Here is a 26,596-nt window from a genome sequence, read left to right as displayed (position 1 = left end):
CCATCGTGCGGAGGAGGGCGTCATGAGCCGGTTCACCGATGAGATGTATGCCAACGCTGCGGACAGTCTCCATGGGCTCGTCACAGGGGAACCGGACAGTCCGCACCGCCAGGTCTGGAGCGAGATCCATGCGGTCGCCCGCGCGATGGCAGGCGCGCTCGCGGCCGCGGGCATCGGCCACGGCGATGCGATCGGGATCCTCGCCGGTCAGCCGGTGGACATCGCCCCGTCCGTGCAGGCCATCTGGATGCGTGGGGCATCCGTGACCATGCTGCACCAGCCGACTCCGCGCACCGACCTGATCGTCTGGGCGGAGGACACCGAGACGGTCATCGACATGATCTCGGCCAAGGCGGTCATCCTCGGCGCACCCTTCGACGCGGCGGCGCCGCTGCTCGAGGAGCGCGGCATCAGGGTCGTCACGATCGGCGACCTGCGCGCGGGACCCGAGATCGATCCCGTGCGGACCGCCGAATCCGACATCGCTTTGCAGCAGCTCACGTCGGGATCGACGGGCTCACCGAAGGCCGTGCAGATCACGCACGGGAACTTCTACACGAACTCCTGCGCGATGCTCTCCCGGATCAAGTTCTCGGTCGACGACGACGTGATGGTGAGCTGGCTGCCCCTGTTCCACGACATGGGCATGGTCGGTTTCCTCACCCTGCCGATGCAGATCGGCGCCGAGATCGTCAGCATCACGCCGATGGACTTCCTCACCTCGCCGCTGTTGTGGGCGGAACTGATGGGCAAGTACCGGGGCTCGGTCACCGCCGCGCCGAACTTTGCGTACTCCCTGCTCGCCAGGCGGCTCGCACAGGCCGAGGACGGCGTCGTGGACCTGTCGACGGTGCGCTGCCTGCTCAACGGGGCGGAGCCGGTGGACGCCGACACGATGCTCGCGCTCGCGGAGGCGGGGGCACGATTCGGGCTTGACCCGTCGGCGCTGGCGCCGACGTACGGGATGGCCGAGGTGACCCTCGCGGTCTCCCTGCCCCAGCCGGGGCAGGGATTGGTGCTGGACCTGGTGGATCCGGACCTGTTCGAGGCGGGGGCCTGGCGGTACCGACCGACCGCGCCAATGCCCGCAGGCTCCCGACGCTCGGCCCGCTGGTGTCGGGCCTGGAGGGGCGCATCGTCGGTGAGGACGGACGGGTGCTCCCACGCCGAGGGGTCGGCATCATCGAGCTCAGGGGCGGGTCCGTCACCCCCGGCTACCTCACGGTGGACGGGCACAGGCCAGCGCAGGATGCGGACGGGTGGTTCAACACCGGCGACGTCGGATACTTCACCGAAGAGGGTCTGATGGTGGTGTGCGGGCGCGTCAAGGACGTGATCATCATGGGTGGGCGCAACGTCTACCCGACCGACATCGAGCGGGCCGCGTGCACCGTCAGGGGAGTGCGTCCGGGCAACGCCGTCGCGGTGCGGCTCGATGCAGGGCAGAAGCGGGAGTCCTTCGCGGTCGCGGTGGAGACCAACGACCACGAGGACCCCGAGGAGGTCAAGCGGATCGAGCACGAGGTGGTGCACGCGGTGGTCTCGGAGGTCGGCGTGCGGCCGAGGACGGTTGCCGTGCTCGGTCCTGGCAGCATCCCGAAGACGTCCTCCGGCAAGCTGCGGCGCGGGCGGTCGGCCTCGCTGGTGAGCGGGGCGTGATCGGGCGGAGCGTCGAAAGGGCCGGCTATTCGCGGATGCTGACCTCGGCGGTCGATCCGTCGAAACTGAACGATCCGGCCGGTCCCCTGCAGGACATGGACTTGCCGTCGAGAGCGGTGCAGGACAGCTCCCCGACCGTGAGCGTCGAGCCGGGCGGCAGCAACTGGCCCGTGATGAAGGCCCCGGCGACGTTGACGACCTTGTGGACCCCGTCGGGCTCGATGACGATCGCGTCGGCGGGCGCCCGCACGCCGGTCTGGGGGTCGACGATCGGCGGATCCGACTTCGGCAGCGGGAGGTCACACAGCATGTGCGGCGCCTGGTTGTCGGCCTGGTTGGGGTTGAACCAGCAGCCCGCGGCCCCGGACACGAGGTGGAACACGTGCTTGCCGTCGCCGATCGCGTACTCGGCTGGATCGACCTGGACCGCCTCGGCCGCGGTGGCGACCCCGGGGGTACCCGAATTCGCGCAGCCGCCCACCAGGATCCCGGCCACGAGCACGAGCCCGGCACCCGCCGCGCCGCCCCACCGAACCACTACGCCCCCTGCGTTATTTTCGATTTCCACACCATCGCGACGTCCGCCGCATAGCCCAGATAGTAGCCAGCCCGGTTCGATCAGTGCAGTTGGTTCTGCGCGGCCTCGAGCCCGACGCGGAGCAGCAGCTCGACGGCGTCCGCGGCCTCCTCGCAGACCAGGTCCAGTTCCTTGCGCTCGACCGACGAGAACGGCTTGAGCACGTAGTCCGCGGGATCCATCCGGCCGGGCGGCCTGCCGATGCCGACGCGGGCGCGCAGGTAGTCCTTGGTGCCGATCGCGCTGGAGATCGAGCGGAGGCCGTTGTGCCCGCCCTCGCCGCCGCCGAGCTTGAGCCGGAGCGTGCCGAAGTCCAGGTCCAGCTCATCGTGCACGACCACAAGATTTGCGGGTTCGACCGAGAAGAACCGGGCGAGCGCGGCCACCGGCTTGCCGGACAGGTTCATGTACGAGCGCGGCTTCGCCACGATCACCTGACGGCCCGCGATGCGGAGCGTGACCGCGTCCGAGCCGCTCTTCTTGTGCGCGCTGAACCGGGCCCGCTCGCGGGCGGCCAGGGCGTCGACCACCATGAACCCGACGTTGTGCCTGGTGCGTTCGTACTGCGGTCCTGGATTTCCCAGCCCGACGACGAGGGCAGTTGATTCGGATGGCTGGGTCAACGCGGTCGGCTCTCGGTCGTAGGGGTGGGGCCGCGAACGGCAACGGCGCGCCGTCCCTCGCGGGATGGCGCGCCGTTGACGTTAGCGCTGCACTGATGTGTGCGGTGGAGCGACTCAGCCCTCGGCGGACTCGGCCTCGGCGGCGGTCTCCTCGGCGGGGGCCTCGGCGCCCTCGGCGCCCGCACCCTCGGCCTCCATGGCCTCGGCGGACGGGGCGGCGACGATGTTGACGATCAGCAGCTCCGGGTCACCCTGCAGGGTGGAGCCCGCGGGCAGGGTCAGGGCGGAGGCGTGGATCTGGCTGCCGACCTCGAGGCCCTCGACCGAGACCTCGATGGACTCGGGCAGGTTCATGGCGTCGGCCTCGACGGAGACGGTGGCGGCGTCCTGGGCGACCAGGCTGCCTGCCGCGGCCTCGCCGGTGACTACGACGGGCACCTCGACGGTGACCTTCTCGCCCTTCTTGATGACCAGCAGGTCCGCGTGCTCGATGTAGTTGCGGATCGGGTGGACGACGACCGACTTGGTGAGCGCGATCTGCTCCGTGCCCTCGATGTCGAGGGTGAGGACGGCGTTGGTGCCGTGCGCGCGCAGGACCTTGGCGAACTCGCGGGCGTTCAGCGCGAGGTGGCGCGGCTCTTCCTGGTGGCCGTAGAGGACCGCGGGGACCTGGCCGTCGCGGCGGGCGCGGCGTGCGGCACCCTTGCCGAACTCGGTGCGGACGGCGGCTTCGAGGCGATTGGCATCGGTCGACATGGGGAAACAGCTCCTACGGCTCACATCAGATTTGATTCGGTGGCATTGCGGTGATCTCGACGGGGGCGGACGAACGCGCACGGCCCGGAGCGCAAACTGCTCGAAAGGTAGCCGTAGCCGCGTCGATCACGGTGAGCCAACGAAGTGGTTCACCCTCGCCGAGACAACGCAGGCCAGCATACCGGAGATGCCCGACCCCCCGCCAATCGGCCTCGACACGCCTGCCGCGCGCAATCGAGCGGGGGTCGGGGGTGGCCGATAGGTTTGGACGGAGATCGAAGAACACGACAACTCCCGGGAGCACCGATGACTGACGTAACCGCCGCGCTGGCGCCACTGGGCGTGCTCGCCCCGTTCGCCGGCCACTGGGCGGGCTCCGGCGAGGGGCACTACCCGACGATCGAGGATTTCGCGTACGACGAGCAGGTGAACCTGACGCCGATCGGGAAGCCCTTCCTGACCTACCTGTCCCGGACCCGCAAGCCGGGCGGCGGGCCGCCGATGCACACCGAGAACGGTTACCTGCGGCTCACCGGAGGGGACAGCGTCGAGCTGCTGGTCAGCCAGCCAACGGGATTCGTCGAGATCCATCAGGGTGAGGTCCGCGACGGCGTGCTCGAGATGACGGCGCTGACGCTCAGCCGGTCCCCGAACGCCAAGCCCGTGCACGAGATCCGCCGACGCTGGGTGGTCGCGGGAGATCTGCTCACCTACGACATGTGGATGGCGCACGACGCGACGCCGCTCACCCACCACCTGCACGCCGAGCTGCGCAGACAGGACCAGACCGGCTAGAGCGCCGCGACCGCCTCGACGAGCCGCTCGAGGTCCTCGAACGAGTTGAAGCAGTGCGGCGACGCCCGCACCACCGCCTCCAGGTCCCGGTTGCTCATGTCCACCAGCGTCGAGCCGCGGCCGCTGACGGTCACCGTGATGTCCTTGGCTGCCAACGCTTCCCGCACGGCCGCCGGGGCAACCCCGTCGACGGTGAAGGAGACGATGCCGCTGCGGGTGTGGCCGAGGTCGCGCACCGTCGCGCCGGGGACCGTGGCCAGCCCGGCGCGCGCGGCCTCGGCACGCTCGGACACCGCGGCGCTCACCTCGTCGATCCCCAGTTCGAGCAGGTAGCGGACCGCCGCGCCCAGGCCAAGCCGGCCCGCGACGCTGCACTCCCAGAACTCGAACCGCGACGCGTCGCCTGCCATCCGGTAGCCGTCGGTCGCCGTCCACTGCGCGCCGTGCAGGTCAAGCGCTGCGGGTTCGAGGGCGCGGGCCAGCTCGGGGCGCACGTAGAGGAATCCGGTGCCGCGCGGGGCCCGCAGCCACTTGCGGCCCGTCGCCGAGAGCGCATCGACGCCGAGCGTGGCGACGTCCACGGGGATCTGGCCGACCGACTGACAGGCGTCGAGCAGCACCAGCGCGCCGACGCCGTGCGCCAGGTCAACCACCTCGCGGACGGGATTGATCAGCCCGCCGTTGGTCGGCGCGTGTACCAGCGACACCAGCCGCACCCGCTCGTCGAGCATCCGGGACAGGGCGTCGAGGTCGACCTCCCCGGTCGGCGTGGACGGGACCACCTCGACGACAGCGCCGGTCGCCCTGGCGCGCTGCAGGGCCGCGATGGCGTTGCTGGCGTACTCGACCTCGGTGATCAGGACTCGATCACCCGCGGCGAGCGGCACCGCGTAGAAGAAGTCCGTCCACGCCCTGGTCGCGCTCTCCACCAGCGCGAAGTCGTCTGCCCGGGCGCCGAGCAGCTCGCCTAGCGCGGTCTTCACGTCGGCCAGGTCGTCGGCGCGCTCCCCGGCGGCGAGGTAGCCGCCGATCTCGGCCTCCCGTCTCAGGTGGGCGATGACCGCCTCGAGCACCGGCTCAGGGGCAGCGACGACCCGGCACTGTCGAGGAAGACCTTGTCGAGGCAGCCGGGCGTATCGCGGCGCAGGCGTTGCTGATCGAGCATCTTCAGGCCCTCCGGACTGACTGAGCTGGCGTTGTCTGTCGGACAGTACCGTCGCCGCGGTCGGCGCGACGGGTGCGCGATCGGCGATCGCGGTTTAGTGTCGGTGACGGTCTCTATTGTCGAATTCGTACTTGCCGAACACGCGCCGCCGACGATCGGAGCAGCTGATGGCGATGGCAGTGGATTCGCGCCGGCTCACCACCCGAGCCGCCGCGGAGGCGTACGTCGGTGGTGTGTGTTTCAAGCTCGGCCCACCCCGGCTCATCGGTGCCGAACTGGAATGGCTGACCGCGCGTGACGACCCCGCGCGGGGCAGGCCGGACCTCGGCGACGTCGCCGCTGCGCTGGGGCCGCACGCACCGACATCGATTGCCCCTTCTTCACCCGCTCTGAGTCTGCCGAGCGGAAGCGCCGTCACCATCGAACCCGGCGGCCAGATAGAACTCTCCAGCGCGCCCCTGTCCTCGGCCGAGGACCTGTGTGTCGCGCTCGCCGCCGACGAAGCCGTCCTTCGTCGCCTGCTGACCGCGGCGGGCATCACCGTCCGTTCCCATGCCGCCGACCGGTCCCGTCATGCCGAGCGGCTGCTGCGACTGCCTCGCTACCGGGCCATGGAGGAGCGGTTCGACGGGATCGGGCCGTTCGGCAGGCTGATGATGTGCAACACCGCGGCCACCCAGGTGAGCGTCGACGCAGGCGCGGATCCGGCCGAGGTGGCCGCCCGCTGGCGGTTGCTGCACGACGCCGGGCCCGCGTTGCTCGCGGCCTTCGCCTGTTCGCCTCGGCTGCGCGGCACACCGGACGGCGGGTGGGCCTCGCAGCGGATGCGGACCTGGCTCGAGCTCGATCCGGACCGGACCCGGCCGCTGCACACCGCCGATCCGATCGCCGACTACGGCCGCTGGGCGCTCGACGTGCCGCTGCTCTGCGTGACCGGCGGGCGGGGCGCGGATTCCGACGGCGACTGGTCGGCGCCGCCAGGTGCCACCTTCGCGGACTGGATCGCAGGGGCGCTGGACGCCGAGATCGACAGGCGCCCGGACCCTGCCGACCTCGACTACCACCTGACCACGCTGTTCCCTCCTGTCCGCGCCGCGGGCCACCTGGAGGTGCGGTACCTGGACGCACAGCCCGGTGACCTGTGGCGGGTGCCCATCGCGGCGCTGGCCGCGCTGCTCGGCAACCGGGACACCGTCGCGGAGGCCACCGCCATCGCGGCGTCGACAGCGGGGCGGTGGCGCGACGGCGCCGAGTTCGGGCTGCGTGACGGCGAACTGCGGCGCGCCGCAAGCGAACTGCTGTTCCTGGCCGCGGCGCGGTCACCCCGGTTCGAGGAGGAGCTCGCGTCCGCGGCCGAACGATGTTGCCGCGGAGTGACCCCAGCAGAGGAGTACGACCGATGACCGCCGGCCCCTCGACCCGCCCGACGGCACCCGAGACCCCGACGCCCGAGGCCCTGCGGGCCCAACTCGCGACGGTGCTGGCCCGCGCCCGCGCCCGCAGCGTGGCCCTCACCGACTGCGTCGACGAGTCGGAACTGATCGCGCAGCACTCGCCGTTGATGAGCCCGCTGGTGTGGGATCTCGCGCACATCGGCAACCAGGAGGAGCTGTGGCTGGTTCGCGACGTGGGTGGCCGCGAACCGGTGCGCCGCGACATCGACGAGATCTACGACGCCTTCAAACATGCTCGCGCGGACCGGCCCGCATTGCCGTTGCTGAACCCGGAGGAGGCGCGCGGTTACGTCGCCGAGGTCAGGGACAAGGTGTGGGACATCCTCGATCGTTCGCCGTTGGCGGGCCGACCGGTCGAGCGGGACGGTTTCGCGTTCGCGATGATCGCCCAGCACGAGCAGCAGCACGACGAGACGATGCTCGCCACCCACCAGTTGCGTAGCGGCCCAGCGGTCTTGCGCGCCGTCCCGGCGCCGCCTGCGGCGGTGCGTGCGGTGACACCGGAGGAGGTGGTGATCCCCGGCGGGGAGTTCACCATGGGCACCTCCACGGATCCATGGGCGCTGGACAACGAGCGGCCCGCGCACACGGTGAACGTCGCGACATTCGCGCTCGACGTCGCCCCGGTCACCAACGGGCAGTACCGGGAGTTCATCGCGGACGGCGGGTACGAGCGCGCCGAGTTGTGGAGCGAACGCGGGTGGGCGCACCGGCGGTCGGCCGGCCTGACCGCGCCGCAGTTCTGGGAGCGCGACGGCGCGGGGGACTGGTGGCGGCGATCGTTTGGGACACTCGCGCCCCTGAACCCGAACCAGCCGGTGGTGCACGTCTGCTACTTCGAGGCGCAGGCGTACGCCCGGTGGGCGGGCAAGCGGCTGCCCACCGAGAGCGAGTGGGAGAAGGCCGCCCGGTGGGACCCGGCGACCCGCCGATCTCGCCGATACCCCTGGGGCGACGAGGAACCCGGCTCCTTGCACGCGAACCTCGGGCAGCGGCACCTCGAGCCCGCCGGTGTCGGCGCATACCCGCGCGGCCGATCCCCGCACGGCGTGGACCAGTTGATCGGCGACGTCTGGGAATGGACCTCGTCGGACTTCCTGCCCTATCCGGGTTTCGCGGCGTTCCCCTACCGGGAGTACTCGGAGGTCTTCCACGGCGGCGACTACAAGGTGCTGCGCGGCGGCTCGTTCGGCACCGACCCGGTGGCCTGCCGCGGCACCTTCCGGAACTGGGACCATCCCGTGCGGCGGCAGATCTTCGCCGGATTCCGCTGCGCGCGCGACGTGCAGGAGAGCGCATAGATGTGCAGGCATCTGGGCTACCTGGGCCCACCGCGCGCGGTGGGCGAACTGATCACCGCCGGATCGCACAGTCTGCGTGACCAGTCCTGGGCCCCGCGGGACATGCGCAGGGGCGGCACGATCAACGCGGACGGATTCGGCGCGGCGTGGTGGAAGGGCGATCCGGGTTCGCCGGACGGCGTGCAGGCATACCGGAATCCGGTGCCCATGTGGGCGGACCCTGCGGTCGACGGGGTGCTCGGTCAGGTCCGGTCGGGTGCCGTGCTCGCGGCGGTTCGCTCGGCGACCGTCGGCATGCCGCTCGAGCGCGCCGCGTGCGCCCCGTTCACCGGCGACGGGTGGGCACTGAGCCACAACGGCCGGATCGTGGGCTGGCCGGATTCGATGGCCGGGCTCGCCGAGTGGTTGCCTGCCGTTGAGCTGCTGCGGATGCCTGCGTTGACGGACTCGGCCCTGCTGTGGACGCTGGTGCGGCGCCGCCTTGATGCGGGTACACCGGCCGCCGCTCTGGCATCGGTCACCGCTGACGTTCTCGAGGCCGCGCCCGAATCGCGGCTGAACCTGTTGTTAGGCAACGGGACGACGCTGTGGGCGACGACCGTCTACCACTCGCTGTCGGTGAAGGTGGACGAGCTCAGCGCGATGATCTCGTCGGAGCCGATCGACGACGACCCGGGCTGGCAGCCCGTACCGGATGGGCACCTCGTCGAGGCACGACCGGGACACCTGAACATCACCGAGTTGGGAGATCATCTATGAGCGAACCGACCCTGGAGATCCACTTGGCGCCGGAGCAGCTGCTCGGCAACCTACGCGAGGACGCCCTGATCGGGCTCAAGTCGACACCGAAGTCGCTGCCGCCCAAATGGTTCTATGACGCGAGGGGCAGCGAGCTGTTCGAGGAGATCACCAGGCTGCCCGAGTACTTCCCGACCCGAACCGAGCGGGAGCTGCTGCGGGCGAGCGCCGCGGACATCGCGGAGGCCACCTCCGCGCAGATCCTCGTCGAGCTGGGCTCGGGTTCCTCGGAGAAGACCCGATTGCTCCTCGGCGCGCTGACCGAGCACGGAACGCTGGAGCGCTATGTGCCGCAGGATGTGTCGGAGGCAGCGCTGGCGTCCGCCGTCGGGCAGCTCGCCGACGAGTTCCCGTCGTTGGCCGTGCACGGAATCGTCAGCGACTTCACCGACACCCTGCACAACCTGCCGCGGGGCGGCACGAGGATGATCGCTTTTCTCGGCGGCACCCTCGGCAACCTGGTGCCCGACGAGCGGGCCGAGTTCCTGGCGTCGATCGCCGAGGTGCTCGACGAGGGGGAGCAACTGCTACTGGGCGTCGGGCTGGTCACCGACCCCGCGGTGCTGGTGCCGGCCTACGACGACGCGGCGGGGGTGACCGCACAGTTCAACCGGAACGTCCTGTCCGTGCTCAACGAGCAACTCGGCGCCGACTTCGATGTGGATCGGTTCCGGCACGTGGCGCTCTGGGACGAGACCAACGAGTGGATCGAGATGCGGCTGGAGGCCGCCGAGGCGATGAGCGTGTGCCTGCCGGGAATCGGCCTGGACGTGCGGTTCGACGCGGGGGAGCAGATGCGTACCGAGATCTCGGCGAAGTTCCGGGTGGAGGGCATCGGCAAGGAGCTCGACGCCGCGGGGTTCGGCAGCGACCGGGTGTGGACCGATCCGGACGAGCGGTTCGCGCTGATCCTGGCGGACAAGAAGTAGGCCCGCGCCGGGCCCGCACGGTGTTTGCGTGGTGCCCGGCGCGGGGACGGCTACCCGGCCGCGCTCGGAGCCGGAGTGGTGGTGGTCGGGACGACTGTGGTGGTTGCCGCGACCGCCGTGGTCGGGGGCGTCGCGATTTCCGGCTGTGAGTCTGCCGGGACGGCGGCCTCCGTTGAGGGGGTCGCGCTCGGCGTCGATGCCGATCCGGCCGCCGAGGCCGCCGGTGTCTCGGTGGGCGTCGCGCCGGTCGTGGTCGGTGCGGTGGACTCCGTCGCCGACACGGTGCCCGCGACGGGAGCGGTGGTCGGGGCCGTCGGCGCGGACGTGGCCGTGGCTGTGGCCGACGAGAGTGCGGCGGCCAGGCTTCCGGCGTCCGGCTTCGCCGACGGGTCGATGGGCTGTCCGTTCTGCGCCTGCTGAGCGAGGTGGGTCAGCCATGCCGCCGCGTACTCGGCGGAGGTCAGCGGCTTGCCGTTGGCGGCATCCTTGTCGCGCCAGTAGTCGAAGTGGTGGCCGACGTCCGGAGCGAGCGTCAGCTGGTAGGGATCGCTCAGGACCACCGGGATGGTGTTCTGGTTCGTCGTGATCAGTCCGATGATCTCCTTGAACACCTTCTGCGGCAGGTAGGCAAGCGGGGACATCTGGTCGGCCGCGATGGACGCGGCCTTCGCCGGCGCCTTCGCGGTCTCACCCGGCTTGTACGATGGGGACGACACCGTCAGCAGCACGTCGAGGAAGGTCTGGTCACCCTTCATCCAGTCCGGCTCGGACCGAATCTCCGCGAACGCATTGAACGCGATCTGGCTGAGGGCGACCGCGACATCCTGACCCGTCGCCGGTGTGAGGCCGTCGCGCTGGAGTGCGTCGACGTTCAGTTGCCTGCCCACGTTGATGGCGAGCTGCAGAAGCGAGATGTTCTCCGGCACTGCGCAGGTGAAGTCCTTGTCGGAGCAGAACGAGGCGACCTTGCCACCCAGCGCACCGAAATCGTCGCCGCCGGTGTCCGGGAGGGCGCCCGCTCCTGCGGTCGGGTTGGTTCCGTTCTGGTACTGCCGGTCGAATCCATCCGGATTGGCAAACGGGTTCTTCGCCCCGGGGAAGGGGCCCTGACCGTTTGCCCGGCCCGCGTCGGCCAGGATGACCACGCCGACGACATTGCCCGGGTTGACGATCCCGTATTCGCCGTTGGTGTCCGCATCCTGATGGCCGACGTCCATCGCGACCCGCCGGGCGACGTCCGCGCCCTCGCTGTAGCCGACGACGGCGAACTTCGTGTCGGGGCAGGCCACCCGGATCTCGCGCATCACCGATTCGGTGTTGGCCACGCCCTTGGCGACGGCCTCTTCGTAGCTGTCCATGTTCGCGGGGTACGCGATGTAGACGGCGGCATACGCGTTCGGGTCGACGACACCGTTCGGTGCGTTGATCACCGGATCGACCCAGTGGCTGCTGTAGTCGCTCGACAACGCGGCGGGCAGCGCCTCGCCGTTGGGTCCGACCAGCATCTTCGTGGTGCCCGCCACCGGGGTGTCATTGCGGCCGGCGATCGAGACGGTCACCATGTCGTGGCACTCGGTCACCGACGACGTGAGCTCGGTGTCCGCTGTGCGCGGCGCCGGCGACAGGGCCCACGTCAGCCCGAGTATCGCCGTCACCCCCACGACGGCCGGCACGAAGGCTGCCGAGGCTATCCGATGGCGTGCGATGAACCCGCGAACTGTCATGTCGTCTCCCCATTCCGACTACCGAGGCACGCGTCGGTACTACCCCCGAGCGGTGCGTCACATCACCAGATACATCGTGACACGAGACGGAAGTGCTACATGCGATCTCGATGATTGATTCGACTACAGCGTCAGCTGCATGAATGTCATGTCCAGCCAGCGCCCGAACTTCATCCCGACCTCGGGCATCACTGCGACCGTCCGGAAGCCGAACCGCTCGTGCAGCGCGATCGAGGTGGTGTTGCCGGACTCGATGCTCGCCACCATCACGTGCACACTGCCCGCCCGGGCCCGCTCGATCAGTGCCGCCATCAGCTGGGACGCGATCCCCTTGCGGTGGTGGTCGACGTGCACGTACACCGAGTTCTCCACCGTGTACCGGTAGCCGCTCTTGGCCCGCCACACGCCGTAGGACGCGTAACCCGCCACCCGGCCGTCGGATTCCGCGACGAGCACCGGATACCCGGCCCGGTGGCGGGCCTCGAGCCACTCGCGGCGGTCCTCGACGTCCACCGTCTCCTCGTCCCAGATGGCGGTGGTGTTGAGCACCGCCTCGTTGTGGATCTCGAGGATGCCGGGCAGATCGTGGTGGTCGGCGTCGCGGATCAACAGGCTCACCGCCTCATCGTGCCGCACCGGGACGGTCCGCCGCACCGGGACCGTCGGGTCAGCCGTCGATGCCGCGGCGGGTCTTCTCCAGCGCGGCCAGCATGCGCAGGATCGAGGCCTTCTGGTTGCCGAGATCGGTGAGGCGGGCTCGGGCGGCCAGGCCCTGGCCGGCCTCCGCGACGGTGATCTGCTCGTCGACCGACGCAAGCTGGTCGAGCAGGCCGGTGACGCGTGCCTCGAGGGTCGCCATGTCGACGGTGGTCGTCGGTGCCGACGCGGCCGGGGTCGAGGCGGAGGAGGCGGCCTTCGGTGCGGCCGTGCGGCGGGGTGCGGGCGCGGTCTCCGCGACGACTGCGGCGGCGCGCGGCCGCAGGGCCTTGCGGACCAGGGCCGGGTCCGGCGGGGTCTCGAGCTTGATCTGGTTCAGCACGGCGCGGGCGTCGCGGGCGGTGACGCGCCACTCCCGCTCTTCCTCGTCGTCGGACTGCAGCGTGCCGCCGAGCGGGCGCAGACCGTACATCCCGAGGAAGCGCCGGGCGCCCTCGATGATCTCCTCGTTCTCGCGGCAGGTTCCGCAGCGCGGCTCGTTGCGGTACATGTCAACCGACTCCGCGTCTCCGCACCAGACGCAGGCGCCGGGGACCCATCGCCTGGCCGTCCGCATCGTCGTTGTTCCGGACTGGCCATCGAGTGTCTGCGCGTCAATCACGACGCATGACAATAGGGCAGAGCGAAGTGGCCCTCGACACCGGCTGGCAACCAACCTGCGGTTCTGCATTCCGGCGTGATCAATCTCATGTTCATGTCCCGGCGCGGCGCGGCGCGACCCGGTCAAACGCTTGCCGCGCAAGAGGTTCCGGCACCCGTCGGGACGTCGAACGGAGCCGGGCGACGGGCCGCCGGTCACCGCTGCGGCGGGGGCGGAGGCGCGTCGCCCGGGGCGAGCTGGGCGCCTATCTTCCTGAAGATCGATTCGGCCGCGTTCTTGTACAGGCCGGCGTCGTCGAAGGCCTCCTGGTCGTAGGTGACGGCGACGGCGATCGCGACCTTCTTCGACGGCAGGTAGGCCTCCGCGGCCGCGTACCCGGAGAACAACGGGTTCTGCATCAGCCAGTCGCCGGTGATGATGATCCCGAGCCCGTAGGTGTAGCCCTCCGACATCGTGGTGCAGGTGGGGCACCCGGGCAGGGTCGTCGTCTTGCCGCGCAGGTCAGTCGACACCATCTTCTTGTACGACTCCGCGGACAGGAGCTTGCCGGTGCCGATCGCGACCGCGGTGTCGTGCATGTCGGAGATGTCGGTGGTCTGGACGGCCCCGCGGGTGATGGTCCAGGACGGGTTCCAGTAGGTGGATTCCTCGTAGAACGGGGCGCCTGCCGGGATCTTGAGGGCCTCGCGACGCTCGGAGCTGAAGGCGTGCAGGGCGGGTTCGGTGATGGCGGCGGTGCCGGGGTCGGTGGTGTTGGTCAGCCCGAGCGGGCCGAGCACCCTCTCCTGCATGAGGTCCGTCATCCGCTTGCCGGTGATCTTCTCCAGCGCCAGCCCGAGGATGACGTAGTTGGTGTGCGCGTAGTTCCAGTTCGTCCCGGGCTCGTAGAGCAGCGGCTTGGCGGTCGCGGAGGCGATGAGTTCCTCGGGGGTCCACCTGCGGAAGGGGTCGGCGTAGATGGCCGCGTCGAACTCGGTGGCGCCAAGGACGTAGTCGGGGTAGCCCGAGGTCATCTGGGCCAGCTGGCCGAGGGTCACGAGGTCGCTGTGGGGGATGTAGGGCAGCCAGGTCGAGACCTTGTCGTCGAGGCTCACCTTCCCCTCGTCGACGAGCTGGAGCAGCAGGGTGGAGACGTAGGAGATGGCCACGGCGCCGTTGCGGAAGTGCATGTCGGTGGTGGCAGGCACGCCCGTCATCGACTCCCCGACGGCCTCGGTGAGGACCTCCCTGCCGTCGACGGTGGCGCGCACGATCACCGACTTCAGGTGGCTCTCGGCCATGGCCTCGCGCACGATCGTCTTGACGGCCTCGGTCTGCGCCGGATCGGCGGGTGACGGGGGTGGCGACGAGGTGTCCGTCGAGGTGCATGCGGCCACGAGGCCGACCAGGCTTACGAGCACGAGAACGCGCCGAATCATCGCCATAGTTGATCATCGCAGATCGGGTGGGCCGACCTGGTGCTTTCTAGGCAGGGGCCCCGACCACATCGGTGGCCCATTCGACCAGGGGCCGCAACGATTCCCAGGCCTTGCGGACCTCGGTCGCGGTGCGCCTGGTGTCGAGCCACTTCGGTGAGGCGTACAGGCGACTGGCCGTCAGCGACTTGTGACGAAGTAGCTCGATCCGCGGATGCTCGACGCTGTAGCCGCGCGGCGTCGTCTTGAGCCGGTCGCCGCCGATCTCGAACTTCGCCGCCTCGAGGTCCCTGGTGATCGTCTCGAGCTGTCCGCCGCGGAGGTCGCTGTCGACCGCGGCACGGAACCGCCCGACCCGATCCGGGTCGGCCTGGTAGAAGCCGCCGGCCACGAAGAGCCCGCGGGCGTCGAGCTGCACGTAGTAGCCGAGGGCGGGCCCCACCGCGCAGAAGCCGCCCTGATGCGTCTTGTACGGCGACTTGTCCTTGGCGAACCGGACATCGCGGTACGGGCGGAACAGCTTGGCCTGCCCGAAATCGGGCTCGAGCTCGGCGAGCAACGCGGCCATCGGCGCGTGCACGCTCTCGTCGTAGACGGCCTTGTGCGCCGTCCACCAACTCTTGCTGTTGTCCGCCTCGAGGTCCTCGTAGAAGTCCAGGGCGGCGACGGGGAACCCGGAGAACGCGGTCATGTGAAAAGGCTAGCGCCTGTGCGCGGTTGACGGGTCCAGGGACTCGTCAACCGCGCACAGGCGCGAAGCGCCTAGGCGCTGCCGTTGAACAGCGAGGTCACCGAGCCGTTCTCGAAGACCTCCTTGATGGTGCGCGCGAGCAGCGGCGCGATCGAGAGCACGGTCAGCGTCGGGAAACGCTTCTCCTCGGGGATCGGCAGCGTGTTGGTCGCGATGACCTCCTTGGCGCCGCAGGCCGCGAGTCGCTCGGCGGCCGGGTGCGAGAAGATCCCGTGCGTGGTGGCGATGATGACGTCGCCTGCACCGGCGTCCTTGAGCACCTTGACGGCGCCCGCGATGGTGCCGCCGGTGTCGATCATGTCGTCGATCAGGACGCAGGTGCGGCCGTTGACGTCACCGACGACGCGGTTGGACTTGACCTGGTTCGGGACCAGCGGGTCGCGCGTCTTGTGCACGAACGCCAGCGGCGCGCCGTCGAGGGCATCCGCCCACTTCTCGGCGACCTTGACGCGTCCGGCGTCCGGGGAGACGACGCAGATGTTGTCGGTGCCGTAGTTCTCCCGCACGTACTCGGCGAGCTGGCCCTGCGCGTGCATGTGGTCGACGGGGCCGTCGAAGAAGCCCTGGATCTGATCGGTGTGCAGGTCGACCGTGATGATCCGGTCGGCGCCCGCGGTCTTGAGCAGGTCCGCGATCAGGCGGGCCGAGATGGGCTCGCGGCCGCGGTGCTTCTTGTCCTGGCGGGCGTACGGGTAGAACGGCAGCACCGCGGTGATGCGCTTGGCGGACCCACGCTTGAGCGCGTCGATCATGATCAGCTGCTCCATGACCCACTGGTTCAGCGGGGCCGGGTGGCTCTGCAGCACGAATGCGTCGGATCCACGCACCGACTCCTCGAACCGGACGAAGATCTCGCCGTTGGCGAAGTCGCGGGCGGTCTGCGGGGTGACCTGGATGTCCAGTTCTTTCGCGACCTGCTCGGCCAACTCGGGATGGGCGCGACCAGAGAAGAGCATCAGGTTCTTCTGGTTGTCGATCCAATTCGCGCTAGTCACTGATCTTCGCCATCCTTGTTCGTGTTTTCGGCTTGTTGCTGCTGTGCCCGCGCCGCCGCTTCGGCCGCCGCGGTGCCGGGTCGGTTCCGCTCGACCCAACCTTCGATGTTGCGCTGCTTACCCCCGGACACGGCGAGCGCGCCGGGCGGAACGTCGAACCGCAGCACCGTACCCGCACCGGTGTACGCGCCGTCGCCCACCTGCACCGGGGCGACGAACATCGTGTCGGAGCCCGTGCGGACGTGCGACCCCACCACCGTACGGCTCTTGCTGACGCCGTCGTAGTTGACGAAGACGCTCGACGCCCCGATGTTGCTGTGCTCACCGACGGTGGCGTCGCCGACATAGGTCAGGTGCGGCACCTTCGAGTGCGCCCCGATGTCGGAGTTCTTCACCTCGACGAAGGCGCCCAGCTTGCCGGCCTCGCCGAGCACGGTGCCGGGGCGCAGGTAGGTGAACGGCCCGACGGTGGCGCCCGCGCCGATCGTCGAGCGGTCGGCGTGGGTGCGGATCACGGTGGCGCCCTCGCCGACGGTGACGTCGTTGAGGGTCGAGTCAGGGCCGATGACGGCGTCCTCGCCCACGGTGGTGCGGCCGCGCAGCTGCACGCCGGGCTCGATGGTCACGTCGGGCCCGAGCTCCACGTCGACGTCGATCCACGTACTCGTGGGGTCGATGACGGTGACCCCGGCGCGCATGTGCTGCACCAGGATCCGACGGTTGAGCTCGTGCGCGAGGGTCGCGAGCTGGACCCGGTCGTTGGCGCCTGCAACGAGCAGTGAATCGGCGAGGTGCTTGGCGCGCACCGTCTTGCCCGCGCGGCGGGCGATGGCGATGACGTCCGTCAGGTAGAGCTCGCCCTGCGCGTTGTTCGCGCTGAGTGAGGCGAGCGCGGATCGCAGGGTGGCGACGTCGAAGGCGTAGACCCCGGAGTTCACCTCGGTGATGGCGCGCTGCGAATCGGTCGCGTCGGCCTGCTCGACGATCGCGTTCACCTCGCCGTCCGTGGTGCGCAGGATGCGTCCGTAGCCGGTGGGGTCGGCGGCGGTGGAGGTGAGAACGGTCACGGCGGCCGCGGGGGCTGCGGTGTGGGTGGCGAGCAGCGCGCGCAGCGCCTCCCCGTCGAGCAACGGGACATCGGCGGAGGTGACAAGGACGGTGCCGTCGAAGTCGTCGGGCAGCGCGCTCAGCCCGCATGCCACCGCGTGCCCGGTGCCCTTCTGCTCGTCCTGCACCGCGGTGAGGATCTTGCGGCCCAGGTCCCCGGCGACCTGTGCGGTCGCGGCGCCGACGGCCTCGCGCTCGTGGCCGACGACGGTGACCAGGTGCGCGGGATCGAGCTCGGAGGCCGCGTGCAGGGAGTGCGCGAGCATCGTCCGACCTGCGATCGCGTGCAGCACTTTGGGGGTCTTGGACCGCATCCGAGTTCCTGCCCCTGCGGCGAGGACGACCACGGCGGTCTCGGCTGGCATGACGCTCCCTCGAACTCGAACCGGTCTCTACAGCTGCTGGCTGACCCAGCACTTCGCGCTCCGCCGCCAGGACTCGAACCTGAACTATCTGAACCAAAATCAGAGGTGCTGCCATTACACTACGGCGGATTGCCGCACCTGCGGAAACGCGTCAGAAACCGGAGGCTCCACCCGGCCCCGCCTGTGCGCCCACGATCCTCGCATGCTGGCGCGGATTTGGTCGAACCGCCTCGACTGAATCGATTCGCGTGCCGGATAGGCTGGCGGCATGTCCCGACCCCCGCAGGCCCCCGGCGAACGACCTCCGCGGACGCGGATGACCGGCACGCAGCGTCGCGAGCAGTTGATCGAGATCGCCCGCACCCTGTTCGCGGAACGCGGGTACGAGGCCACCTCCATCGAGGAGATCTCCGCCCGCGCGAGCGTCTCCAAGCCCGTGGTCTACGAGCACTTCGGCGGCAAGGAGGGCCTCTACGCCGTGGTCGTGGACCGCGAGATGTCGACGCTGCTCAACATGATCACCGCCTCGCTCTCGCAGAACAGGTCCCGCGTCCGGGTCGAGCGGGTGGCCTTGGCCCTGCTCACCTACGTCGAGGAGCGCACCGACGGCTTCCGCATCCTGGTGCGCGACTCCTCGGTGACGGCCGCCGACGGCACCTATTCGTCCCTGCTCAACGACGCGGTCAGCCAGGTCGGGCACATCCTGGCCTCGGACTTCTCCAAGCGCGGCTTCGACCCCGAGCTCGCCCCGCTCTACGCGCAGGCGTTGGTCGGGATGGTGTCGATGACCGCGCAGTGGTGGCTGGACGAGCGCACCCCGCCCAAGGAGGTGGTGGCCGCGCACGTGGTGAACCTGTGCTGGAACGGCCTGACCAACCTGGAGGCCGATCCGAAACTCGGCGGCCAGTAGCTGCGGCCGGGCCGCGCCACCGCGGCGGGCCCATCGGAAAACGTCGGTGGCCGCGCCTAGACTCTTCTGTGGTCGTCCCCAGTGGCGGCTTCACCCGTTCGGCGAGCCCAGGAGCATCGACGTTGTCTTCCCGTTCTTCGAACCCGGTGGCCGTCGACTCCGCTGCGTTTCCCCTCGCCGGAGTGTTTTCGGTGGCCCTCGCCGACCCCGCCTTCGGCGGCATCCGCGAGGCCGTCGGCTCGGCCTCGCTCGACATCGTCGCGCCCACCCCGGCCCGGCCCTTCATCGCCTCGGCCATCGCGGAGGAGACGCAGCTGCTGCTCGTCACCGCGACCGGCCGCGAGGCCGACGACCTGACCGGTGAGCTCCGCGAGGTGCTCGGCGACGCGGTCGCGCAGTTCCCGTCCTGGGAGACGCTGCCGCACGAGCGGCTCTCGCCCGGCGCGGACACGGTCGGCCGCAGGCTCGAGGTGCTGCGCAGGCTGGCCCACCCGGACGACGCCGACTACGGCCCGCCGCTGCGGGTCATCGTCACCACCGTCCGCTCGCTGGTGCAGCCGATGGCCCCCGGGCTCGGCGAGATCGAACCGATCACGCTGCGGGTCGGCTCCGAACACGACTTCGACGCGCTGACACACCGTCTCGTCGAACTGGCCTACGAGCGCGTCGACATGGTCGGCAAGCGCGGCGAATTCGCCGTCCGAGGCGGCATCCTCGACATCTTCTCGCCGACCGCCGATCACCCGGTGCGGGTGGAGTTCTGGGGCGACGAGGTCACCGAGCTGCGCGCGTTCTCGGTGGCCGATCAGCGGTCGCTGCCCGAGTTGGAGGTCGCCACCCTGATCGCGCCGCCCTGCCGCGAGCTGCTGCTCACCGCGGCGGTGCGTGATCGCGCGGCCGCACTGGCCGCCGACAACCAGGCCGACGCGGCGCTGGTGGAGATGCTCGACAAGCTGTCCGCAGGCATCCCGGTCGAGGGCATGGAGGCGCTGCTGCCAGTGCTGCAGAACGGCGAGCTGGCGCTGCTCACCGACGCGCTGCCCGCGAAAACGCACGTACTGCTCTGCGACCCGGAGAAGATCCGGACCCGCGCGACCGACCTGGTGCGCACCGGCCAGGAGTTCCTCGAGGCGTCCTGGACGGCGGCCTCGCTCGGCGGGGCGGCGCCGCTGGACGCGTCCGCGATCGACACCTCGAGCGTGGGCGGCAAGGGCCTCGACCTCGCGGCCTCCGCCTACCGGTCGTTGCGGCAGGTACGCGAGAGCGTCGAGGCGTCCGGCCGGCCGTGGTGGACTGTCAGTCCGCTGGCCTCGGGCAGCGGCGAGGAACTGGCCCTCGAACTGCGGTCGGTGCCGGAGGTCCGCGGTTCCGACGAGCTACTGGCCGAACTGTTCGTGACGCTGCGGGCGCACGTGAGCGCGGGCGGTCGGGCCGCGATCGTGGTGGCCGGCTCCGGCACCGCACACCGGGTGTTGGAACGGCTCGCCGAGGCGGAGGTCCCGGCGACCCAGCTCGCGCCGGGCGCGGCGCCAGGGCCGGGCGTGGTCGGGGTGCTCTGCGGCAGCCTGCACGACGGACTGATGTTCCCTGGCGGCGAGGCCGCCGACACCGATGCCGGCCTGGTGCTGATCACCGAGTCCGACCTCACCGGCAACCGCGTCGCGGCGGTCGGGGACGGCAAGCGGCTACCCGCCAAGCGGCGCAATCAGGTCGATCCGCTGGCGCTGACCGCGGGCGACATGGTGGTGCACGATCAGCACGGCATCGGCCGCTTCGTCGAGATGGTCGAGCGGACCGTTGGTGGCGCGCGCCGCGAGTACCTGGTAATCGAGTACGCGGCCAGCAAGCGGGGTCACCCCGGCGACCGGCTGTTCGTGCCGATGGAGTCCCTGGACCAGCTCTCCCGGTACGTCGGCGGCGAGCTGCCCGCGCTCTCGAAGCTCGGCGGCTCCGACTGGACCAACACGAAGCGCAAGGCCCGCAAGGCGGTTCGCGAGATCGCCGGCGAGCTGGTGCAGCTGTACGCCGCCCGGCAGGCCGCGCCGGGCCACGCCTTCGGCCCGGACACCCCGTGGCAGAAGGAGATGGAGGACGCGTTCGCGTTCACCGAGACCCACGACCAGTTGACGGTCATCGACGAGGTCAAGGGCGACATGGAGAAGCCGGTCCCGATGGACCGCGTGGTGATCGGCGACGTCGGCTACGGCAAGACCGAGGTCGCGGTCCGGGCCGCCTTCAAGGCCGTCCAGGACGGCAAGCAGGTGGCGGTGCTGGTGCCGACCACCCTTCTCGCGCAACAGCATCTGCAGACATTCACCGAGCGGATGGCCGCCTTCCCGGTCAAGGTCCGGGGCCTGTCCCGGTTCACCGATGCGGGGGAGTCGAAGGAGATCATCGCCGGCATGGCGGACGGCGAGGTCGACGTCGTCGTCGGCACCCATCGGCTGCTGCAGACCGCGGTCCGCTGGAAGGACCTCGGCCTGGTGATCGTCGACGAGGAGCAGCGGTTCGGTGTCGAGCACAAGGAACACATCAAGGCGCTGCGCACCCACGTCGACGTGCTGACCATGTCCGCCACCCCGATTCCGCGAACTCTCGAGATGAGCATGGCGGGCATCCGCGAGATGTCGACCATCCTCACCCCGCCCGAGGAGCGGCACCCGGTGCTCACCTACGTCGGCGCGTACGCCGACAAGCAGGTGGCCGCCGCAATCCGGCGCGAGCTGCTGCGCGACGGCCAGGTGTTCTACGTGCACAACAGGGTCAGCTCGATCGACAAGGCCGCCAAGCGACTTCGCGACCTGGTGCCCGAAGCCCGGGTGGTGGTCGCGCACGGCCAGATGAACGAGGAGACCCTCGAGAAGACCGTGCAGGGCTTCTGGGAGCGCGAGTTCGACGTGCTGGTGTGCACCACGATCATCGAGACCGGGCTGGACATCTCCAACGCCAACACCCTGCTCGTGGAGCGGGCCGATTCGCTCGGCCTGTCCCAGCTGCACCAGCTCCGCGGGCGCGTCGGGCGCAGCCGTGAGCGCGGGTACGCGTACTTCCTGTACCCGCCGGAGAAGCCGCTCACCGAGACCGCGTACGACCGCCTCGCCACCATCTCGCAGAACTCCGATCTCGGCGCCGGCATGGCCGTCGCCATGAAGGACCTCGAGATCCGCGGCGCGGGAAATGTGTTGGGGGCGGAACAGTCCGGTCACGTCGCGGGCGTCGGTTTCGACCTCTACGTGCGGCTGGTCGGCGAGGCCGTCGAGGCGTTCCGCGCGGTTGCCGACGGCAGGCCGGTCACCACCGATGAGGCGCCGAAGGAGGTCCGCATCGACCTGCCGGTGGACGCGCACATCCCGCCCGACTACGTGACAAGCGACCGGCTCCGGCTCGAGGCGTACCGGAAGCTGGCCGCCGCCACCGACCCGGAGGCCATCGCCGCGGTGATCGAGGAACTGGTCGACCGGTACGGCCCGGTGCCGGAGGAGGTGGGTCGGCTGGTGTCGGTCGCCAAGCTGCGCCTGCTCTGCCGCGAGTTCGGCCTCGAGGAGGTCTCGGTGGCGGGCACCCAGCTCAAGATCGCGCCGATGCACCTCCCGGACTCGAAGCAGCTGCGCCTCAAGCGCCTGTATCCGAGCGCGCAGTACCGCGCGACGACAGGGATGGTGCAGCTCCCGTTGCCGCGCACCGGTTCCGGCGGGGTCGGGGCGGACCGGGTGCGCGATGTCGCGCTGCTGCAGTACATCGCGGACTTCCTGCTCGCACTCGACGGCCGCGCCGCAGGCGCAGTAGACGTCAGCTTGCCCGCGAGGGTGTGAGGCGGTGACGAGCGAGCCCGGACGTACCGAGCCACGGCCGGGCGACAGTGTCACGGAGCCGCCACGGCCGGGCGACAGTGTCACGGAGCCGCCACGGCCGGGCGACAGTGTCACGGAGCCGCCACGGCCGGGCGACAGTGTCGTCGAGGCCATCGACGTGATGGACAAGCTGTGGGGCTACGGCGGCTGGGAGGTCACCCAGACCCATGACTCACTGACGGTCTACCTCGTCGAGGAGACCTACGAGCTGCTCGACGCGATCGCCGCGGGCGACCCGGCCGAGATCCGTGAGGAACTCGGGGATCTGTTGCTGCAGGTGCTCTTCCAGTCCCGGATCGCGCAGGCGGCCGGGCACTTCGACGTCGACGACGTCGCGGCCACGCTGGTTGCCAAGCTGGCGCACCGCAGCCCGCACCTGGCCGAGGATGCCGTCGGCCCGATCGACATCGCCGAGCAGGAGGCGGCGTGGGAGCGCCGCAAGACCGCGGAGAAATCACGCGCCTCGTGCATCGATGGCATCGCCACCAGCCTGCCCGCCCTGGCGTTGGCGGAGAAGGTGATCGGCAGGGCCCGCAAGGCCGGGTTGCCCGCCGAGCTGGTGCCCGAGGACCTCACGACGGTGCGGATCGGGGAGAACGGCAACGCGGAGGTGACCCTGCGGCGGGCCGTGCTGGCCTTCGCGGACCGGATCCGGGCCGCCGAGCGCGCCGCCGCGGCGGCAGGGATCGCGCCCGGCGCACTCGCCCCGGAGGTCTGGAAGGCGCACTGGGTCTAGCGGATCCGCTCCGCCGCGGTCAGTGCCCGGGCCCGGCCACCGGTTCCGCCGGGGACGCCTGCCCCTCGAACAGCGTCGAACCCCAGTACCCGCCGTCGTCCTGGACGCCGGGCGGCACGGCGAACACCGCGGACCCGACGTGCTTGATGTACTCGTTGAGCGCGTCGTTGCGCGAGAGCGACAACTGCATCGGCACGAACTGCTTCTGCGGATCGCGGCAGTAGGCGATGAAGAACAATCCGGCGTCGAGGTGCCCGAAGCCGTCGGACCCATCGGTGAAGTTGTAGCCGCGACGCAGGATCTTGATGCCGCCGAGCTCCTCGTCGGAGGCGAGCCGGACGTGCGCGTCGGTGTCGATGACGGGCTGCCCGCCCGCGCCCTTCGCGTCGAGGTTCAGCGGATCGAACTCGTTCTTCTCGCCGAGCGGTGCACCGGTGCCCTTGCTTCGCCCGATCACCCGCTCCTGTTCGTGGAGCGCGGTGCGGTCCCACGATTCGATCAGCATCCGGATGCGCCGGGCCACCAGGTACGAGCCGCCCGCCATCCACTCCTGGTCGTCGGCCCCGGCCACCCAGACCTGCTCGTCCACGGCGGCCTGGTCCTCGGCTTTGATATTGCGCGTTCCGTCCTTGAACCCGAACAGGTTCCGCGGCGTCGACTGGGTCGTCGAGGTCGAGGAGGTCCGGCCGAACCCGAGCTGCGACCACTTCACCGCGACGGTGCCGAAGCCGACCCTGGCGAGGTTGCGGATGGCGTGCACGGCCACCTGGGGGTCGTCCGCGCAGGCCTGGATGCAGATGTCCCCGCCGCTGCGGGCCGGGTCGAGTGAGTCGCCGGTGAACTTGGGCAACTCGGCCAGCGCCGCGGGCCGCTTGCCTGCCAGGTCGAACCGCTCGAACAGCGACGGCCCGAACCCGATGGTCAGCGTCAGTCGGCTCGCGTGCAGGTCGAGTGCCTCGCCGGTGTCGGTCGGCGGGGAGTAGTCGCCCGCGCCGATCGCGCCGTCGGGCACGGCCTCCTCGCCCGCCGTCATCCGCTCCGTCATCTCGGTCCACTTCCTCAGCAGGGCGACCAGGTCGTCCCGGGAGTCGGTGGTGACATCGAACGCGACGAAGTGCATGCGGTCCTGCGCCGGGGTGACGATCCCGGCCTGGTGGGCGCCGCGGAAGGCGACAACCTGGGTGTCCGCCGTTGCGGGCTCGGGTGCGGTCAGGCGACCGACCGCGGCGCCCGCGCCCACCGCGAGCGCCCCGGCGCCAACGGCGCCGAAGAGGCGGCGCCGCGAGAGTGCGGGACGGCCGGCGCCGTCACTGCCCGGCGACGACACCCTGCACCTGGCTCACCTCGGCGGACAGCGCGTCGATCTTCTGTGAGAGCGCCTGTCGCTGCGGCTCGGTTACCGTGCTGTACAGCACGAAGCCGTCGCCGCTGCGGTACAGGGCCAGCTCCGCATCGAGCTCGGCGAATCGCTGATCGATCCGGGTGCCCAGCGCGGGATCCTTCTCGTCGACGATCGGGCGGAGCGTGGCGATCGCGGCCTGGGAGCCGTCGACGTTGGCCTGGAAGTCCCACAGGTCGGTGCCGCTGAAGATGTCCTCCTCGCCGGTGATCTTGGTGCGGGAGACCTCGTCGAGCAGCGTCTGGGCGCCGCCTGCGACCTGGATCGGGTCGACGGTGAAGTCGGGGGAGTTGATGCCGTCGGACAGTTCCTTGAGGTCGGCGAGGAGCTGGTCGGCGATGGCGTTCGTGTCGGGCTGCAGGCCCTGCGCCCACAGGTCCTTCTCGAGCCGGTGGAAGCCGGTCCACTTCTGGCCCGGCTCGAGGTCGACCTCGCGCAGGTCCAGGCGCGGGTCGAGGTCGTCGGGGAAGGACTCGGCGATCGGCTCGATGCGCTCGTAGTAGGTGCGGGTGGTCGGGAACTTCGCCTTGGCGGCCTCGATGTCGCCGGACTTGACCGCGGCGACGAACACCGCCGCCGTCTCCTGGAGGGCGGTGACCTGGCTTGTGACGTAGCGCTTGTACTCGGCCGCGGCGTCGGCCAGCCGGCCGCTCTCGTCGGCGGCCTTGGAGGAGTCGCCGGTCACCGTGAACTCGGAGCGGATGCCGTCGCCGACCATGCCCGGCTTGCATGCGGTGTGGTAGGTGCCTGCCTCGGCGAAGTTCACGATCAGGGTTCGGGTCAGGCCCGGACCGACGTTCTCGACCTCGCCCATGACGCGGTCGCCCTCGCCGTAGACGTAGAACTCGGTGACCTTCGAACCGTTGTTGGTGATCTCGAAGGTGTTGTTGCCGGTCTCCCCGGTGTCGCGCGCGACCTCGCAGCTGGTGTCGGTGGCGGTGACCGCGATCGCGCCCTCGGCGCTCTCGGACTTGGAGGTGCAGGCGGCCAGCGCCACCGGCGCGAGGGCCAGCAGTGCAATGGCGGGAACGGTGCGACGCACGATGGAGCCTTTCAGGATGCGGGGATGTTGGAGGGTTCGGGGAGCGGGGCCCGCTCGGGCCCGGGCTTGGCAGGCAGGGGGCGCAGGAACAGGGTGAGCACGACGACCAGGTACACCGCCCAGGCGACCACCTGGAGGACCGTCGGGTCCGGCCGGAAGTTGAAGATGCCCTGCAGCACGGTGCCGTACCAGGTCGAGGTGTCGAAGTGCGCCGAGACATCGAACGCCAGGTTCGATCCGCCAGGGAGCCAGCCGGCGATCTGCAGGGCGCGGACGCCGTACGCCAGGATCCCGGCCGCGACGACGACCAGGAACACGCCTGTGTAGCGGAAGAAGGCCGCGAAGTTGATCCGGACCGCGCCGAAGTACAGGGCGACGGTCAGGGCAGCGGCGACGGCGATCCCGAGGAGCAGTCCGACGAGCGGCCAGATGCTGCCCGCGGTGTTCTCCGCGTAGCCGACCAGCAGCAGCGCGGTCTCCACCCCCTCGCGGCCGACGGCGAAGAAGGCCATCGACGCGACCGCGAACGGTCCGACCGCGAGCGCCTTCGACAGCCCGCGCGCAGGTGCCCGGAGATCGAGGCCGCGGCCTTGCGCATCCACAGGATCATCGCGGTCACGATGACCACGGCGACCAGGGACGCGAGCCCGCTGATGAGCTCGGCAGCGAGTCCGGTGACCGTCGAGGTGCCGAAATGGATGGCGACGAAGATGATCGCGACCATGGCGACGGCAGCGGCGACGCCGAGCCACACCCATTTGAGGGCGTCGCGCCGGTCGGACTTGACCAGGAACGCGACCAGGATCATCACGACGATGCCGGTCTCGAGCCCCTCGCGGAGTCCGATGAGCCCGCTGCCGACCAGTTGCGTCGCGACGCTCGGCGCGCTCGCGCCCACGGCGAGTGTGAGCACCGGCGGCTCCTCA

The 26,596-nt window shown here is 70.1% G+C and carries 20 protein-coding genes, 1 tRNA gene and 3 pseudogenes; 9 read left to right on the top strand and 15 right to left on the bottom strand.

The window, feature by feature from the left end; all coding sequences use genetic code 11:
• Nucleotides 1–22: 22 nt before the first annotated feature.
• A pseudogene (locus BTZ20_RS20250) lies at nucleotides 23–1,659 on the top strand (fatty acyl-AMP ligase).
• A gap of 25 nt (nucleotides 1,660–1,684) precedes the next feature.
• Here the strand turns inward: BTZ20_RS20250 and BTZ20_RS20245 are convergent.
• From BTZ20_RS20245 to BTZ20_RS20235, 3 genes are all read right to left on the bottom strand, one after another.
• The gene (locus tag BTZ20_RS20245) at nucleotides 1,685–2,197 is read right to left on the bottom strand and encodes a hypothetical protein (RefSeq protein ID WP_077042594.1); all 513 of its coding nucleotides are present in this window, start codon (nucleotides 2,195–2,197) and stop codon (nucleotides 1,685–1,687) included.
• Nucleotides 2,198–2,277: 80 nt separating this feature from the next.
• Nucleotides 2,278–2,859, bottom strand: a complete 582-nt coding sequence (pth, locus tag BTZ20_RS20240; RefSeq protein WP_077042593.1) for an aminoacyl-tRNA hydrolase — start codon at nucleotides 2,857–2,859, stop codon at nucleotides 2,278–2,280.
• Between the two features lie 114 nt (nucleotides 2,860–2,973).
• Nucleotides 2,974–3,615: a 50S ribosomal protein L25/general stress protein Ctc gene (locus BTZ20_RS20235; protein WP_077042592.1), complete on the bottom strand. Its 642-nt coding sequence runs from the start codon at nucleotides 3,613–3,615 to the stop codon at nucleotides 2,974–2,976.
• Between the two features lie 306 nt (nucleotides 3,616–3,921).
• Between BTZ20_RS20235 and BTZ20_RS20230 the strand changes: the two genes are divergently transcribed.
• A complete protein-coding gene (locus BTZ20_RS20230) occupies nucleotides 3,922–4,410 on the top strand; it encodes an FABP family protein (RefSeq protein WP_077042591.1) in 489 nt (162 codons plus the stop codon).
• Here the strand turns inward: BTZ20_RS20230 and BTZ20_RS20225 are convergent.
• Nucleotides 4,407–5,575 (bottom strand): annotated as a pseudogene (locus BTZ20_RS20225) (aminotransferase class V-fold PLP-dependent enzyme). The gene BTZ20_RS20230 and the pseudogene BTZ20_RS20225 sit on opposite strands and share 4 nt — an antisense overlap.
• A 167-nt stretch (nucleotides 5,576–5,742) precedes the next feature.
• Between BTZ20_RS20225 and egtA the strand changes: the two are divergent.
• The 4 genes from egtA to egtD are packed head-to-tail and all read left to right on the top strand — an operon-like array spanning nucleotide 5,743 to nucleotide 10,057.
• Entirely contained in the window at nucleotides 5,743–6,978 is a 1,236-nt protein-coding gene (egtA, locus tag BTZ20_RS20220) for an ergothioneine biosynthesis glutamate--cysteine ligase EgtA (protein ID WP_077043857.1), read from the top strand.
• Nucleotides 6,975–8,330, top strand: coding sequence for an ergothioneine biosynthesis protein EgtB (egtB, locus tag BTZ20_RS20215; protein ID WP_077042590.1), 1,356 nt, complete (start codon nucleotides 6,975–6,977; stop codon nucleotides 8,328–8,330). The genes egtA and egtB overlap by 4 nt, the downstream gene beginning before the upstream one ends.
• Nucleotides 8,331–9,089: an ergothioneine biosynthesis protein EgtC gene (gene egtC / locus BTZ20_RS20210; RefSeq protein WP_077042589.1), complete on the top strand. Its 759-nt coding sequence runs from the start codon at nucleotides 8,331–8,333 to the stop codon at nucleotides 9,087–9,089.
• Nucleotides 9,086–10,057: an L-histidine N(alpha)-methyltransferase gene (egtD, locus tag BTZ20_RS20205; RefSeq protein WP_077042588.1), complete on the top strand. Its 972-nt coding sequence runs from the start codon at nucleotides 9,086–9,088 to the stop codon at nucleotides 10,055–10,057. The genes egtC and egtD overlap by 4 nt, the downstream gene beginning before the upstream one ends.
• Before the next feature lie 50 nt (nucleotides 10,058–10,107).
• On the opposite strand, the gene BTZ20_RS20200 is transcribed toward egtD, so the two are convergent.
• The 8 genes from BTZ20_RS20200 to BTZ20_RS20165 all read right to left on the bottom strand — a co-directional run bounded on the left by BTZ20_RS20200 (nucleotide 10,108) and on the right by BTZ20_RS20165 (nucleotide 17,861).
• Entirely contained in the window at nucleotides 10,108–11,781 is a 1,674-nt protein-coding gene (locus BTZ20_RS20200) for a cutinase family protein (RefSeq protein ID WP_077042587.1), read from the bottom strand.
• Between the two features lie 123 nt (nucleotides 11,782–11,904).
• Complete coding sequence (locus BTZ20_RS20195; RefSeq protein ID WP_077043856.1) at nucleotides 11,905–12,393, bottom strand: GNAT family N-acetyltransferase; 489 nt, start codon at nucleotides 12,391–12,393, stop codon at nucleotides 11,905–11,907.
• A 55-nt stretch (nucleotides 12,394–12,448) separates the two neighbouring features.
• Complete coding sequence (locus tag BTZ20_RS20190; protein ID WP_077042586.1) at nucleotides 12,449–13,099, bottom strand: hypothetical protein; 651 nt, start codon at nucleotides 13,097–13,099, stop codon at nucleotides 12,449–12,451.
• 194 nt (nucleotides 13,100–13,293) lie between these two features.
• Nucleotides 13,294–14,523, bottom strand: a complete 1,230-nt coding sequence (locus tag BTZ20_RS20185) for a serine hydrolase domain-containing protein (protein ID WP_077042585.1) — start codon at nucleotides 14,521–14,523, stop codon at nucleotides 13,294–13,296.
• 40 nt (nucleotides 14,524–14,563) lie between these two features.
• Nucleotides 14,564–15,205 (bottom strand): DUF2461 domain-containing protein, encoded by a 642-nt coding sequence (locus BTZ20_RS20180; RefSeq protein WP_077042584.1) that lies wholly within the window; start codon nucleotides 15,203–15,205, stop codon nucleotides 14,564–14,566.
• Between the two features lie 71 nt (nucleotides 15,206–15,276).
• Nucleotides 15,277–16,260 (bottom strand): ribose-phosphate diphosphokinase, encoded by a 984-nt coding sequence (locus BTZ20_RS20175; RefSeq protein ID WP_077042583.1) that lies wholly within the window; start codon nucleotides 16,258–16,260, stop codon nucleotides 15,277–15,279.
• Nucleotides 16,257–17,732 carry a bifunctional UDP-N-acetylglucosamine diphosphorylase/glucosamine-1-phosphate N-acetyltransferase GlmU gene (glmU, locus tag BTZ20_RS20170; RefSeq protein WP_077042582.1) on the bottom strand — a complete coding sequence of 492 codons (1,476 nt, stop codon included), beginning with the start codon at nucleotides 17,730–17,732 and terminating at the stop codon, nucleotides 16,257–16,259. The genes BTZ20_RS20175 and glmU overlap by 4 nt, the downstream gene beginning before the upstream one ends.
• Before the next feature lie 58 nt (nucleotides 17,733–17,790).
• Nucleotides 17,791–17,861: transfer RNA gene (locus BTZ20_RS20165), tRNA-Gln, on the bottom strand.
• 139 nt (nucleotides 17,862–18,000) lie between these two features.
• On the opposite strand from BTZ20_RS20165, the gene BTZ20_RS20160 reads away from it, so the two are divergent.
• The 3 genes from BTZ20_RS20160 to BTZ20_RS20150 all read left to right on the top strand — a co-directional run bounded on the left by BTZ20_RS20160 (nucleotide 18,001) and on the right by BTZ20_RS20150 (nucleotide 23,229).
• Nucleotides 18,001–18,642, top strand: a complete 642-nt coding sequence (locus BTZ20_RS20160; protein ID WP_077042581.1) for a TetR/AcrR family transcriptional regulator — start codon at nucleotides 18,001–18,003, stop codon at nucleotides 18,640–18,642.
• A gap of 146 nt (nucleotides 18,643–18,788) precedes the next feature.
• Complete coding sequence (gene mfd / locus BTZ20_RS20155) at nucleotides 18,789–22,454, top strand: transcription-repair coupling factor (protein WP_077042580.1); 3,666 nt, start codon at nucleotides 18,789–18,791, stop codon at nucleotides 22,452–22,454.
• A gap of 4 nt (nucleotides 22,455–22,458) precedes the next feature.
• A complete protein-coding gene (locus BTZ20_RS20150; RefSeq protein ID WP_411269089.1) occupies nucleotides 22,459–23,229 on the top strand; it encodes a MazG nucleotide pyrophosphohydrolase domain-containing protein in 771 nt (256 codons plus the stop codon).
• 19 nt (nucleotides 23,230–23,248) lie between these two features.
• Here the strand turns inward: BTZ20_RS20150 and efeB are convergent, their stop codons facing one another.
• The 3 genes and pseudogenes from efeB to efeU form a co-directional block, all read right to left on the bottom strand.
• Entirely contained in the window at nucleotides 23,249–24,556 is a 1,308-nt protein-coding gene (gene efeB, locus BTZ20_RS20145) for an iron uptake transporter deferrochelatase/peroxidase subunit (RefSeq protein ID WP_077042579.1), read from the bottom strand.
• Nucleotides 24,537–25,670: an iron uptake system protein EfeO gene (efeO, locus tag BTZ20_RS20140; protein WP_189636518.1), complete on the bottom strand. Its 1,134-nt coding sequence runs from the start codon at nucleotides 25,668–25,670 to the stop codon at nucleotides 24,537–24,539. Before efeO ends, efeB begins: the two co-directional genes overlap by 20 nt.
• A gap of 11 nt (nucleotides 25,671–25,681) precedes the next feature.
• Nucleotides 25,682–26,583 (bottom strand): annotated as a pseudogene (gene efeU / locus BTZ20_RS20135) (iron uptake transporter permease EfeU).
• Between the last annotated feature and the right edge of the window lie 13 nt (nucleotides 26,584–26,596).

It is taken from the genome of Rhodococcus sp. MTM3W5.2 (assembly GCF_001984015.1).
GTDB lineage: Bacteria > Actinomycetota > Actinomycetes > Mycobacteriales > Mycobacteriaceae > Rhodococcus_G > Rhodococcus_G oryzae.
Note: the sequence above shows the minus strand (reverse complement) of the source record. Positions and strands in the feature narration are given on the sequence as shown.